The following is a 13,660-nucleotide window of genomic DNA, read 5'->3' on the forward strand; positions in this document are numbered from 1 at the left end:
TCGAATCAATTCCAAGTAGAAAACGAGAACTATGAGAACACACAATGAAAATGAAATGACAGCGTAAGCACCGGTATCCGCATCGCGGAAGGCTCTGAAAACCAGTTTTCTGGTGGCAGCCTTGTTAACCTCAGCCGTGGCTCCGTCCTTCGCGGAAACCACTGCCGCCGAATTGCCCGAAGTGTTTTCCGACGGCGACGACGCAAAGAAAGAACGTGTCGACGGCCTCAATCATGTACGGTATCTTGAAATTTACCTCGCAGCCCCTAACCCGGAAACCGGCAAGATCGTCGCCGCCTGCTACAACACCGCCATCGTCGCCTCGAATATACCCGAAGACAAGGACACCTGTCCTCAGAAACTGGTCGAGGGCCTCGACTTCGAGAAGATGAAAAAGGAATACGAGGTCGTCGCAGCGTCCCTGAATGGACTGAAACTCTGGATGCTCGATTGGACCCAGGTCGAGAATGGGGTCACCAGGGAGTTTAACGGCATTAAGGGCAGCTGATGCGCCCAACTGAACATGGACGGTAGCACCAACGTGAACAAGGTGCCTGCCTACAAGCCGATGATCATCGACCGCAAGAGCTCGATGGGTTGGAACAAGGACACCAAGGTGCTCTTATTGGACGACGCCGAAGGCTACACCTGGATCATGAAGGGTTTCGAGCTGGGCGTGAAGCCGCAGCACACCTACGACGAATTTGTCGCCGCCGGTGTCAACAACTACAAGAAGCTCCCTGCGGGCTGGAAGTTCCGGATCAAGGTGCTGGAGATGGACTACATCGAGACACCGGCAAACGGAAAGGCCACGATCATGGCAGATGAGTTTTTCAACGTCTACGACAAGATCGGCCCGGGTATGGGCAACTACAAACCGTGATTGCATGAATCATCGGTGCGAGCCTCTCGGTGATGGGTGGCCAAGAGCGGGTCGGGGGTCGTAGATGAGTGCGGCCCCTACGCCCCGGAGGGCAAGGAAGCCAACTGGATCGACACCGTGCTCGGAAAGGGCTGCTTCCCCTGCCTCCGCCTCTACAGCCCGCTAGAATTGTTCTTCGACAAGTCTTGGTCCTACTGAGATTGATCTCGCCAAATAGATTCGGCAGAGTTGCAAGGTCGCGCAACGAACGGGTGGCCCTACAAGGCGATGTGAGCGCGTGTCCTCTGATCCTCTCCTTGCTGTTTGGGGCCCGACACGGCTGCAAATCTGCTCGGTCATGAAGTTGCCGAAGTTAGACCAACCGCTCTCTTGAAACGCCCACTCAAATTGCAAGAGGTGGTGAAGACCTCAGAGGCAGTGTGGTTAAATCTACAGCACAACGATTTGGTGTTTGGAAACCACCCCAAACTTCACTTTCGTGACACATGTGGCATCGTCATGGACTTCTTAGCTACCAGCTCAATGATCGTAAGAACAAGCGTCTTTATGACAACCACCCGTCGATGGAAGGCACTGTTCCTTGAGCAAGAATTCTTATCGGAATGTTCTTCTGAGGAGGTTTTCGTCCAATTCGCTCAGTGATGGGTGCCGAATCCTATGACGGATTCTGTACCTTTGTACGGTTGCACCCTTGTTGATGAAATTGTGTGTGAAGCTACCTAGTGTGAAGCTAGCTAAAGGTCGGACCCGCTGAAGCTTGTTGGCTTTCTATCAGGGAGATTGTCAGCTGACTAGCGAATATCACCCTCAAGACCCTCAACAGAATCCGCAGAATGGACTTGTGGCACGCTTGCTGATTACCTAACTTTCGCAAGCATCCGTGTTCTCGCTGGCTCGCCTAGCAAGAACGCATTCCGTTTAATCGTTTCCATTCTGCCGTGCAGTACCAAGGCCCGCTGCGATGTCGTTTTCAACTCCGATCGTTATGCTGGTGTTTAATCGGCCAGATTTGACCAGCCGCGTGTTGAACGAGATTGCTCGCCAACGCCCACGGACGCTGCTAGTCTGCTGCGATGGGCCACGCCAAGACGTTGCAAGTGACGCCGCTAACGTTGCGGCCACACGGGCACTTTTCGACAAGATTGATTGGCCTTGTGAGTTATTGACGCAATTCAATGATGAGAATCTAGGCTGTCAATACGGAGTCGCAGGTGGGCTTAATTGGGCGTTCCAGCACGTAGAACGTGCTGTCATTCTTGAAGATGATTGCCTCCCGCACTCAACTTTTTTCAATTACTGTCAGTCTCTACTAGATCAGTATGAAGACGACCAGCGGATCATGGCAATCAGTGGCGATAACTTTCAAGAAGCACAACAACGCACGCCGTACAGCTACTACTTCAGCAAATACATGCATTGTTGGGGCTGGGCAACATGGAGACGTGCGTGGGAAAAAATGGATCTGAATCTCGATGCATGGCCCGCTTTCCGCGATAGTGGTGGAGTCGAAACCATCGCTGATAGCCCTGCGGAGGCGTGGTATTGGCGTCAGATTTTTGAGCGACAACAACGTGCGGAAATCGATAGCTGGGCCTTTTCCTATCAGTTTACCTGTTGGTTGGAGCATGGCCTCACGATCCTTCCCGAGAAGAACTTGATTAGCAATATCGGTTTCGGAGAACGCAGTACCCATACGGCGAATCCAGACCATCACCATGCAAATCTCCCAACTTTCCCCATCGGTGAATTAAGGCATCCGCCCCGAGTCCATCGCCATCGTGAAGCGGATAAGTTTACCTTTCCACGCTATTACTTTCGGGACAAGCTTACCCGAAAACTACGACGTGCGGCCCGCAGGCTCTGGGCGAATTACTTCGACCGGCCTGTCAGCCCGGGCCTCGCATCTGCGGTCCCTCAGCCAGACAACTCGACTCAGCCACGTCGAGCGGCCTAAACCTTCCTACAACCAAGAATCTATCAGGCGATCAAAAAGGCAGGACAGAAAATAACTTCTCCGTGGTCCCTCGCCCCTTTGGGTGAGAGGGCGGTCTGAGGAGGGGAAACCGACACGGAAGTTATCATGAAGTCATTCTTAACAGGCAAGGTCCAGCCACTTCAGGCTTAGCATACCGACATGTCGCGATTCCTACTGATTGATCACGGGCTTAGTCGTGTTGGAGGTCACAACTTCCAGTACGCAGTCGATATGCTGAGCGCTGCGCAACAGCAGGGCTATCAGCCGGTATTGGCCACCCATCAATCGCTTTCGCCGGATTTATTTCCTGACGAGTGGACGGTCATCCCTGCGTTCGATTACCACGCGCTCAAGGCTCACCAACTGGGCGTCGATGGGAGGAGCCGGTACGCAGTTGATCTTGAAGGTCGCCCGCTTGCTAAGAATGGCCCCAGCCTTGTCATTCGTCCTTTGGAGCGATGGCGACAGCAACGGCGACTGAATCAGTTGCAGCATTTCGTCGATGGATGCGAGCAAGTCTTCGACCAGATCGGTTGGAACGCCGAAGATCGCGTATTCCTGCCAACGCTACGTGAATTCGACTTCTTGGGGCTCGTGCGCTTCTTACAGGCGCATCCGGAAAGTGCTCAGCTTGATTGGCATATGCAATTCCATTTCGATGCTTTCAAGGGACGCGAGACGGAACACGCGGATCAGCAGGAACGCCGACTGAGGTTCGACCGGCAGGTTAATACCGCTCGCCAAGCGGTACCGGAGCATCGCTTTAATTTTTACGCGACGACTCAGGCAATGTGCAGGCAGTACAATCTGCTGGGTGTAGGCCAGTTCAAGCATCTGCCCTACCCTGTCGGCGATGTCTTCCGTGCGAAGAACGAAACGAAAGAGCTAAAACGACCGCTGCGGGTATCTTGTGCGGGAATGGTGCGACGGGAGAAGTATGGGTATTCGCTCACCAACTTTCTGCGAGACACGGCCGACTTACTGCAAAGCGGCGACATGCAGCTGGCTGTGCAGATTAATCCCAAACGAGTGCGCCGGCATCTGGGCAAAGCAGGGCTGGGTACCGCCAAGGTAAGCGAATGCTCAGCCGTTGAGGATTCTTCTCCCGTGGTTGTGGTGAAGCATCCACTTTCGTCGGAAGAGTATGTCGAGTTCATTCGAGGCTCGGATATCGGCCTGTTTCTTTACGATAGCGAACGGTACCACTCCCGCGCGAGCGGCATCCTGCTGGAAATGCTCAGCTCCGGAGTACCGATAATCGTACCCGGCGGGTGCTGGCTGGCGGACCAAATTCAAGGCGAACAATACGACCACGCACAACAAGTGTTGACCGATGCCAACCTAAGCATCGACGCAGACCTGCCACAGGTTTGGGCAACAGAAGCATCTGGCCGGGTTGCCTCAGCGACCGCGGAAGTCCCCGAAACCGTCTCAGGCGAAGTCTCAATAACGGGCAGCCAACATGCAATCCTTACTTGGAACTGGGATTCGAAAGACGTTGCTGGGCAGTACGTACAAATCAAAGCCAGCACACATGACACGCAAGGAAATGTCCTAGGAAGCGAGCAGGTCTTCACGTGTGGTGTCGCCCCCGATACGACGGCTCGACCGGGTGTTCTGATCTCGATCCCCGAGCGAACTTCTAAGTTGCGCATAGAACTGTCCAACGCGTTTGCCAATAGGACCATGGAACTGGATGATTTGCAACTGAGCTTCGTGCGAGCCGCAAGTAAAAAAGTCCCAATCGGACGAGTTGGCCTCATTGCAGCTGAGCCAGAACAGATTCCCGGCTTGCTGCGAGAAATGACCCAGCACATCGAGCACTATCGTGACTCAGCCCAAGCGTTCTCTGGTGCGTATGGAGAGAAGCACGCTCCTGAGCGCACGCTGGAGATTCTTGACGCGAATAGTCAGGCAAGGCAGCGTCCGGCGCCGCTTGCGGCTTAGCCGGCTTTTTCTTACGCAATGTTGCTGGGCAGTGGGCTACTGGGAAGTCAGTGCGCAAGGGTTCGGCTGCTAAGCCGCAAGCGGCAATCTCCACCGTTAAGTTGGCACGGCGGATTACGGCCCTATAATCAACACTTGAGCGTCAATCATGAATTGATCGCCTTAAGGTTCCTCAATCATCCCTCCGCATCCCCCTGCCGCCACCATGCCCTCGCACCCTGATACTGCCTCCCAACCCACTACACTCGCTGAACTCAAAGCTAGCGGTTGGAAAAGCCGCTCGGTGAAACAGGAGATTCACGACAACTTTCTTGAGAAGCTGCGCGGTGACGAGCCGTTGTATCCGGGCATCGTGGGGTACGACAACACCGTACTACCGGAGCTGAACGTCGCGATCCTTGCACAGCACGACATGCTGTTTCTTGGCGAGAAAGGACAAGCAAAGAGCCGGCTCATGCGACTGATTGCGGAGTTTCTCGATCCGGCGATTCCGTATCTCGACGATCCGGAGATTCCCCTGCACGACGATCCGCTCCAACCAATCACGCGACGCGGGAAAGAGATCATCGCGAACCTGCCGCCTGAGGAAATTCGTGTCGGCTGGTGGAAGCGCGAAGATCGCTACGCGGAACGGCTTGCGCCAGGAACGAAGTTTGCTGATGTGATTGGCGAGATCGACCCAGCGAAACTTGCCGCCGGTGTGAGCATGGGCGCCGAAGGCGCGTTGCACTTTGGGCTCATCCCAAGAATGCACCGGGGAATCTTTGCGATGAATGAACTACCGGAACTTGACGAACTCGTGCAGGTCGGCCTGTTCAACATTCTCGAAGAACGCGACGTGCAAATCCGCGGCTATCCGGTGAAGTTCGATATCGACGTGCTCATTCTCTTCAGTGCGAATCCAGCTACGTACAATCGCAGCGGCAAAGTGATTCCGCAACTGAAGGACCGCATCGGCTCGATGATCCAAACGCACTACCCGCTAGAGCGACAGTTGGGTGTGGAGATCATGGAGCAAGAAGTTGATTCGAGAGCGGAAGGCGGAGGGGGGAAGGCGAAGGACGTGATCGTCCCATACTTCATGAAGGAGTTAATTGAAGAGATTAGTCGCGCGGCGAGGAACTCAAAATTTGTCGATCAACAGTCGGGCGTTTCGGCTCGGTTGTCGTTAGCCAACTATCGCACGATGCTTGCCTCTGCAAGGCATCGGGCAGCCGTGCTGGGTGAGTCACCGGCGGTGCCACGGATCTCGGACCTCGGGCATCTGTACGCTTCGTCATTGGGCAAGCTGGAGCTCGACCTGATGGGCACACATCAAATGAGCGAGCGCCAAGTGCTGGACGCCGTGCAAGCCGAAGCCATTGCCACGGTGTTCAACGAGTACGTCGACAAGCACGGACTAGCCGAAATAGCAGAGATTTTCTCGCAAGGCGTGAAGATCGAAGTGGGCGACATGCTCCCCTCGTCCCACTACGCAGAACTGATCCAACGCGTGCCACCTGTGTGGGACAAAGCGTTCGAGGTAAACGCCAGCGAAAGCCCCGCGGTGCGAGCCTCGTGCGTAGAGTTCGTACTGGCCGGTTTGTACGCGACGGATCGCATTAGCCGCAGTCAAAGCCATGGGCGGATCGTCTATGAGGTTTGAATTTAAGCGTAGCTGAACGCGAATTCGGAAAGCCATGTTGCGTCGGGGCGTATCACACATTTACTGACTAGCCTTCCAAGACAAAACGTGACTCAGAACACCTGAGATCCGCAGGCCCTTATGATGGAACAGTACGACCCCGCCAGTTCGATTGGTTGGCGGCACCATCTTAATCATGTCTGGCCTCAGGAAGCTGCTTTTCAAAGCACCTATCTTTGAATTGAATATCTGCTTCTTGATATTCACGCTCTCAAGGACAGTCTTAAGAAAGCGACCAGTACGCGGGAGCGAGACAAGCTACTAGAGCAATACAACGTCGTGTTCGACGAATTCGAGCTTCAGCTTAGGGGCATCGAGGCCGAGGAACAGCCTCTCTACTTGATGCAACATTTACCATTCAATCGCTCTGAGTGAGTCGATTGACCATCGAATCGTTACAGTCGCGAAACCTGATTTTGCTAACTGCGGTTCAAACCGTCGGGCAGGAACATCGCCAGCACTTGACTATCGTTCGATTCGTACGAAGGCTGTGCACGCCTATGTAAGATAAGGTCAATAAGTAAACGACCGTTTCTAGTGTCGGTCTGGAACGCATCTAAGGTGGCCAGCTTGACCGCCACGGTTGGTCCAACTGACTGCAATTGTGAAACACGGAAACATGCAGAGGTGGTGTAATCATTGACTGGACATTGGATGCTCTGTTTTTACCGTCGAGGCCCAAGATCGTAGCGTTCACTTGCTTCGAGTAAGAGCACTCGAAAGCCCTTCGCGAGGCAAACTGGACGGAGGCTATCGTCGACTTCTGTGAGCAGCAAACAGGCAACTGGTCAAAAGCAACAGGAACGAGGAAGGCTCGGGCACACTCGTTGCGGCTGCAGCCGCGCTGGAGAGTGTCCCGTAATTCATTTGCCATCCGGACAAACCTGCGGGGGTTCCGTCAGTGCGTTGCCATGCAAGGAAGTCGGAGCCGTCGACGTCGCCATCTGCGTCAAAATCGCCCTCAAGGGTTGGAGTGGTGTAGAGCACCACGTCGTTGCCGTCACCACCCTCGTAGGAGATAAACAGAGGTGTGTCGCCGAAGTTTCCGACACCACCAAATTCACCGAACATGCCAACATTGTCGCCCTCCTCGAGATCAATAAACTGGCCCGTCCGCTCACCGGCTACGTTGAGAATCAGGAATTCTTGGTGCGGATCGAGTTCGAATCCCCCAATCAGCTCTACATCCAGCTCTCCCGCTAAGGTTGCATCGCCTCCGATTTGCAGTGCATCGTACTCTCCTTCGAGCAAACCGGCGAGTTCGATCGTGAGAGTGTTGGCAGCGCCAAAAATGATATCGTGCTCAATTTCCACAACTGCAGGGCTGTCGCCGGGGCTATAGCCGCCATTGAACAAAGGTGTGCCACTGCCGAAGATATCTCCAGCACCGCTCACTGGGCCATTGAAGGTCACGTCGCCGATGACATTCATAACGCTTCCCGCTGGGCTGGTAACCGGCTGGTCAAGTGTGGTGTCGATGAGTGTCAGATTGCCATTGTTATTCAGGCTCGCGGAACTCAGTGTACCGGCCACGGTCAGGCTTGCCCCGGCCTCGACAGTGACATCATCCGAAAGATTGATCGCGCTGTCTGAGTCGATGTTGACCGCATCGCCCATTAGTCCGGCGGCACCAATCACCAATCCCGAGTCTGAGAGGTTGAGCGTGCCATATTCGAAGTTAAGAATTCCAGGATCAAAATTGGTAAAATAGTTCGTGCTGAAGGTTCCGCCACGAATGGTTAGCGAACCTGCGGTTAACAATCTTACTCCTTGATTTTCATAGAGAATCGGTTCACCACCAAGGAATGGCAGATAAAATTCCCCCATCACGTTCACCTGCCCACCATCAGCCACAATCACTGAGGCTGATTCCGTTGACAAGGCCATGCCGCCAACATTCCAAACGGAACCCGCGCCAGTGACAGTAACAGGCCCTGTATTATTTGCGAAGTTCGTTGTGTCCACCGAAGCGCCGTCTTTCACTTCCAACTCACCAAGAGCTGTGACCTTTAGATCATAGTGGGTCCAGTTGGAGCCACTGTCAGAAATGACAGCTTGCCCCGTACCCACGACAGGATCACCGCCAATCCGGCTCTCGCCTTCATCCTCGCCCGTCACAACCGATGCTCCGTCCGAGACGAGGAACAACCCCGGCGCTCCATTCCCGATTTTGAATAAATTCCCCGTCAACTGGGCATCCGAACCGGTTACTACAAGGGTCCCATGGACACTGCTGCCAACTAGAATACTGCTGTCGACATTGACCGTATCGTGGTTGTAGCCGTTTCGACTGGTGTCACTGATCACCAACAAGCCGCGCTCCGGGCCAAGATGACCAACTTGAAGCCCTGAGGGATTCCATGGAATAACGTTGTTCAGAATTGGATCAACGAACAGACCGGCTTGGAACTCAGGCGCCACAGATCCGACCGTTTGAATAGCTGCAGAACTTGGTAATACGCTTAGGAAGGTTATTATCATAGCGCCCAGGCAAGACTTAAAACATGGCGGGGAGCGATGCTTACGCCCCAGTAGCAACGCAAACAGCGCCGAGGCTAGTAGCGTCATCGAAGTCGGTTCGGGAATCGCCGTAGTAAACAAGGCCACGTCGTTGCTGTTGCCAGCGGTATAGGTGATAAACAAGTCAACGCCGTTAGAGCCGCCAACGCGTGCCCCCTCGGCTAAGCCGTCGAATTGCCCCGTCAGTTCGCCCTCGATGTCGAGGATCGTAAATTCTTGTTGCGGGTCGAGCGCAAACCCATCGATCAGCGAAACGTCGAGCGCACCGGCCAGCGTAACATCACCGGCGATGTTCAATTGGTCGAACTCGCCGCTGGCCGTACCCGCCAATTCGATGTCGAGCGAGTTGAGAGCGCCGAGAGCGAGGTCCGTCTCAATAGGCACGACGGCCGGGCTATCGCCAGGGCTGTAGCCTCCGTTAAACGTGGCCGTACCGCTACCAAAAATCCCCCCCGCCCCTGAGACCAAGCCATTAAAAGTTATGTCGCCGATTACGTCGATCGTGGAGCCGGCGGGGCTGGTGACTGGTTGCTCAAGAGTCGCACCTTCCAGAATCAGACTGCCGTTATTGGTCAGAGCGCTGGAAACGAGAGCCCCCTCAACAAACAGCTTAGCAGTGGAATCCACAACAACTTCTCCAGAAACATCGATCGTTGAACTAGAGTCAACGTGTACGTCGCTGCCCAGTAGCCCCGCACCGCCCACCGTGAGTCCTGCCTGATTCAAGATCAGTGTTCCCGAATGAAAATTGAGCCGACCAGCACCGCTTCTGGTAATTTCCTCTGCGATGATTGTGCCTCCATCGAGATTAGCATCGCCACTAATAGTGAAAGCAAAAGAAGAGTCATTGGTGGAGATCAGCTGCCCGCCGTCTTCCACCCGGAGATTGGACACCTGGAGGGCGTTGTGATTGGTCCATGTGGAACCACTCCCTTTGATCGTCGCGTAGGAGATGACGGTAGTTATGATTCCACTACTTTGATTCACGCCAGATTCGACGGTGCCCCCATTAGCAATAATGATTTCTGTAGAGCTTGCCATCGAAAAATAGTCGCCAATGGTCAATTGGGAACCTGGGTCTGTTACGATAAGCGTACTTTTACTCCTCATCTCAAAATCGTTATCAACGACAACAGCCCCTCCGTTTTCAACATGCATTCTCGGTACCGCCCCAAAGTTCCCAATGATTAGATCTCTGGCGGAAAGGCTGGAACCGGCATCGCGAACATTCACTTGAACATACTGGGTACTATTTGAATTCTCACTGCCAATGATGAGGAACGTGTTCGAGTCGACGACCCCACCATCGTACACGTCAAGAATCGTTGCTTCGCTGAAGCCAATTGTAGTCTGTTGCGTAATGATCCAGGGATCAGCAATCACTCCAGTAGAGATGTCTCCGATGAGATCGACGGCGCCGTGTGTGGGGGCGACGATACCAAGAAACAGTACAGCAATGCTGAGTGACCTGAGGGTTAGTAGGCAATTTGAAAATCGTAGTGCCATAAACGGTCTCCCCGGGTACTACAGTCGATGAAAGCGTGCGAAGGCACTGGTACGCAGAGAGACTTGTCTAACGTATTGCCTAGTTGTCCTATGGTAATCTAGGCAGCGGCGACAATCTATCAGTCTATTTAGACTGTCAGAGTCGTTTGGTAAGCTATTATTCGCTATCCCAGCCAGATCGACATCAGGCCGGCACGATTATTAACCCCAAATTTCCGGTAGATGCCGGTGATATAATTGTGCGTGGTGGAAGGTGCTCGATTGATGTCCTGCGCAATTTCTTTTTCCGTTTTCCCGGTTAAGAGCAGCAGCACGATCGAACGCTCGTTGTCACTAAGCACCTCGTCGCCAACCAACAGCCCATGACTTAGAAACAACCTGCGCTGAAACCAACGCACGCTGCGTATTGCGGTGCCGACGAGATTGGCCTGCTCCTGATTGAATCGTTTATCGCCGCCGGCAAGCTCAAAGCAGAAGCAAGACTCCGTGTCGTCGTTCACTGGCGTAACTACATACAACCGATCAGTCAGGCCATAGGGCATTTGATACTTCTCAAAATGCTCGGACTGCTCGTATTCGCTGAGGTCGACTAATTCGCGTAACAGGCGAATGCGAAATTGGCCTGCCTCGCGCATGATGGCAATCGAAGCAGCACCGACCGTCTCTGCAAGGTGCTGATTTTCGAGGAGTTCTTCCCGTTTATCTTGGTAGACCTCGGGCAATTTGTAAGGCTCATGGACGCGCACGCGCCAACCGCCCAACGGATCCTGGGCCGCGAATTTGCCATGAGCAACGCGCAGCAGCCCACACCAATAGGCGAAGTCGGCCTCAAGCCAATCGGCAAGCGTCTTCATGAGATGAGCATTTGCTGCGGAAGCTTCGTTGGGAGCAAATGCTTCCAAATCGTCCCAAAGCTGGACCAGCTTGTCAAAAACTACAGGCGAGAAATCCATAGTGACATAGAGTAAGCCTGATTGCTTGCACGTCAACTACCGGGATATTCCCACCTGCAACTAGCCGAGGAATTCAAACCGACGCGAGCTTTGCCATTTACTTCCGTCTGGCGACTGCATCAACCGATACAGATGGCGGTTTGTGCTAACTCGCAGCGGTGTCGATGACTTTACACAGTTACCCAGCGAATCAGATTCTTTACTGTGCAAATCACGAATAGCAAACCAGAGGCACAATCTCCTCTGGTGGCTTAGCTCAAACTACTTTTCGGCTAGGCAAAACGGCACTGGCACTGTTGCTTACCACCTTTGGGCTGCTCACGTTGTCTACGCGGCGGAAGCGTGTCTAGCGATCTGATCAGGCATCGAATCTTCCTACTTTCTCACGCCCATAGCCAGAGACGGTCACTTCCTATTAGCCCTTGTCTTTCGTCAGCGTGCACACCCGCCGCTAGAGCATCATTGCTAGAGACAGGAAGTCGAGCAAGTCGCTAGAGACGAGCGAAGTCTCGCCGAGTTTGTCTGCCGCTAGGTCCCCCGCTCTGCCGTGGACATGTACCGCTAGTCGAGCGGCTTCCCACGGATGCATCCCCTGCGCGGCGAACGCGGCAACCACTCCTGTCAGGCAGTCGCCTGTACCGCCGGTGGCCATCCCTGGGTTGCCGGTTTCATTCACGGCATAGCGCTGAGTGTCTGCGACGACGGTGCCTTGGCCTTTGAGGACGACGATGGTGTTGCCGCTGGAATCCTTCTTGGCGAAGTCGATGGCACTAGCGATGCGGTCCTCTTGGGAATGAGGTGCCGCGCTACTTGCGAGGCGAGCAAACTCGCCGGGGTGGGGCGTGAGGATTCTTGGACCGGCGGGGGCGTCCATCAATTGCGGTGCGCGTTCAAGCAGTTGTGCTAGCGCGTTCAAGCCGTCCGCGTCGAGCACCAGAGGGCGCGGCACGTCGCGGTAGAGTTGGCCGACGAGCTCGGTGACGCCTTCGCTTTGCCCCAGACCGGGGCCGATGGCCCACGCGTCGTAGTGTTCGCGCACGCCGGCTAGCTCCATGACGTTGGCCAGATCGACAATGCCGTACTCGTCTTCCATCAACGGAATCGTGGTGTAGCAAGGTGAGTACGTGGCGACGGTGGGTTGAATGCCAACCGGCGAAGCAACGGTCACCAATCCTGCGCCACCTCGCAGCGCCGCCATGCCGGAAAGGCCGGCCGCACCCGCCATTCCGCGCGAGCCAGCGATGACCAGCACGCGACCGAAGTCGCCTTTGTGCGCGGCAGCGTCGCGTTGGGGGAGCGTTGGTAGGGGTTGGTCGGTGGCGTTTTGCATAGTGAATATTGTGAGTAGTCGGCAGTGGGCAGGGTTCAGTTAGTGCGCCGGGGCATCCTGCCCCTGCATTGAGTCGTGTTTCTGGGTTGCTACTAATCCAGCTAGATACCCGCCTTTGAAGCCGGCGTCGATGTTCACCACGGCGACGTTGCTCGCGCAGCTGTTAAGCATGGAGAGCAATGCCGCGATGCCGCCGAGGTTGGCTCCGTAGCCTACGCTCGTCGGCACAGCGAATATCGGGCAGGCGACGTAGCCGCCAACGACGCTGGGTAGTGCGCCTTCCATGCCGGCTACGACGACTAGCGCATCGGCGTTCTCGAATTCTGCGAGCCGCTCAGGCAATCGGTGCGGGCCGGCGACGCCCACATCGTGGACCATGCTCACACGTGCGCCCATCCAAAGGAGCGTCTGGTGGGCTTCTTCAGCGACGGGCAAATCGCTTGTGCCGGCAGAGATCACTACGACGTTGCCTTTGGCCTGGGCGTCCGGCAGATCGTCTCCGATTCGCAAGGTGCGGGCCGTGGAATCGTACATCATTTCTGGCAGCAGCTGCGAGATCTCGTTTGCTTTTGCCAAATCAATTCGAGTTGCCAGCACGCGCTCGCCGCGACTGCGTAGTTCCGAAGCGATCTGAGCGATGGTTTCGGCCGTTTTCCCCTCGCCGTAGATGACCTCTGGGAATCCGCAGCGGCGGGTGCGGTCGAGATCGATAGAGGCGCTTGCCAATTGGAGGGTAGCCTTCTGGTCAGTTTTTTTGGATTCGTCTCGTGGCATTCCTAGAGTGTAGCGAATTGAAGTGTGGGGCGTAACACAGTAGGCATTAGGTAGGTTTGGTACACTTATCTTAGGCGACCCCACGGCC

At 54.8% G+C, this 13,660-nt stretch carries 9 protein-coding genes; 5 read left to right on the forward strand and 4 right to left on the reverse strand.

What is annotated here, in order from left to right; genetic code table 11:
* The first annotated feature begins 112 nt into the window (after window positions 1-112).
* The 5 genes from HG15A2_RS19135 to HG15A2_RS19155 all read left to right on the forward strand — a co-directional run bounded on the left by HG15A2_RS19135 (window position 113) and on the right by HG15A2_RS19155 (window position 6,450).
* Window positions 113-508, forward strand: coding sequence for a hypothetical protein (locus HG15A2_RS19135; RefSeq protein WP_145062344.1), 396 nt, complete (start codon window positions 113-115; stop codon window positions 506-508).
* A 15-nt stretch (window positions 509-523) separates the two neighbouring features.
* Complete coding sequence (locus tag HG15A2_RS19140; RefSeq protein ID WP_145062346.1) at window positions 524-883, forward strand: hypothetical protein; 360 nt, start codon at window positions 524-526, stop codon at window positions 881-883.
* 961 nt (window positions 884-1,844) lie between these two features.
* A complete protein-coding gene (locus HG15A2_RS19145; protein ID WP_145062347.1) occupies window positions 1,845-2,837 on the forward strand; it encodes a glycosyltransferase family protein in 993 nt (330 codons plus the stop codon).
* Window positions 2,838-3,017: 180 nt separating this feature from the next.
* Window positions 3,018-4,805: a hypothetical protein gene (locus HG15A2_RS19150; RefSeq protein WP_145062349.1), complete on the forward strand. Its 1,788-nt coding sequence runs from the start codon at window positions 3,018-3,020 to the stop codon at window positions 4,803-4,805.
* A gap of 205 nt (window positions 4,806-5,010) precedes the next feature.
* Window positions 5,011-6,450, forward strand: a complete 1,440-nt coding sequence (locus HG15A2_RS19155; protein ID WP_145062351.1) for a magnesium chelatase — start codon at window positions 5,011-5,013, stop codon at window positions 6,448-6,450.
* A gap of 789 nt (window positions 6,451-7,239) precedes the next feature.
* On the opposite strand, the gene HG15A2_RS19160 is transcribed toward HG15A2_RS19155, so the two are convergent.
* From HG15A2_RS19160 to larB, 4 genes are all read right to left on the reverse strand, one after another.
* Window positions 7,240-10,515, reverse strand: a complete 3,276-nt coding sequence (locus tag HG15A2_RS19160) for a hypothetical protein (protein WP_145062353.1) — start codon at window positions 10,513-10,515, stop codon at window positions 7,240-7,242.
* A gap of 164 nt (window positions 10,516-10,679) precedes the next feature.
* Window positions 10,680-11,468 (reverse strand): helix-turn-helix transcriptional regulator, encoded by a 789-nt coding sequence (locus HG15A2_RS19165; protein ID WP_145062355.1) that lies wholly within the window; start codon window positions 11,466-11,468, stop codon window positions 10,680-10,682.
* A 451-nt stretch (window positions 11,469-11,919) separates the two neighbouring features.
* Window positions 11,920-12,798, reverse strand: coding sequence for an NAD(P)H-hydrate dehydratase (locus tag HG15A2_RS19170; RefSeq protein ID WP_145062357.1), 879 nt, complete (start codon window positions 12,796-12,798; stop codon window positions 11,920-11,922).
* Between the two features lie 39 nt (window positions 12,799-12,837).
* Window positions 12,838-13,524, reverse strand: coding sequence for a nickel pincer cofactor biosynthesis protein LarB (larB, locus tag HG15A2_RS19175; protein ID WP_246117792.1), 687 nt, complete (start codon window positions 13,522-13,524; stop codon window positions 12,838-12,840).
* Window positions 13,525-13,660: the final 136 nt, after the last annotated feature.

Source organism: Adhaeretor mobilis, assembly GCF_007741515.1.
Classification (GTDB): Bacteria; Planctomycetota; Planctomycetia; order Pirellulales; family Lacipirellulaceae; genus Adhaeretor; species Adhaeretor mobilis.

Excerpts from the sequence above, each read along its gene's own strand:
- HG15A2_RS19140 (WP_145062346.1), top strand. The coding sequence starts at position 524 with ATGGACGGTAGCACCAACGTGAACAAGGTGCCTGCCTACAAGCCGATG.
- HG15A2_RS19145 (WP_145062347.1), top strand. The coding sequence starts at position 1,845 with ATGTCGTTTTCAACTCCGATCGTTATGCTGGTGTTTAATCGGCCAGAT.
- HG15A2_RS19150 (WP_145062349.1), top strand. The coding sequence starts at position 3,018 with ATGTCGCGATTCCTACTGATTGATCACGGGCTTAGTCGTGTTGGAGGT.
- HG15A2_RS19155 (WP_145062351.1), top strand. The coding sequence starts at position 5,011 with ATGCCCTCGCACCCTGATACTGCCTCCCAACCCACTACACTCGCTGAA.
- HG15A2_RS19160 (WP_145062353.1), bottom strand. The coding sequence starts at position 10,515 with ATGGCACTACGATTTTCAAATTGCCTACTAACCCTCAGGTCACTCAGC.
- HG15A2_RS19165 (WP_145062355.1), bottom strand. The coding sequence starts at position 11,468 with ATGGATTTCTCGCCTGTAGTTTTTGACAAGCTGGTCCAGCTTTGGGAC.
- HG15A2_RS19170 (WP_145062357.1), bottom strand. The coding sequence starts at position 12,798 with ATGCAAAACGCCACCGACCAACCCCTACCAACGCTCCCCCAACGCGAC.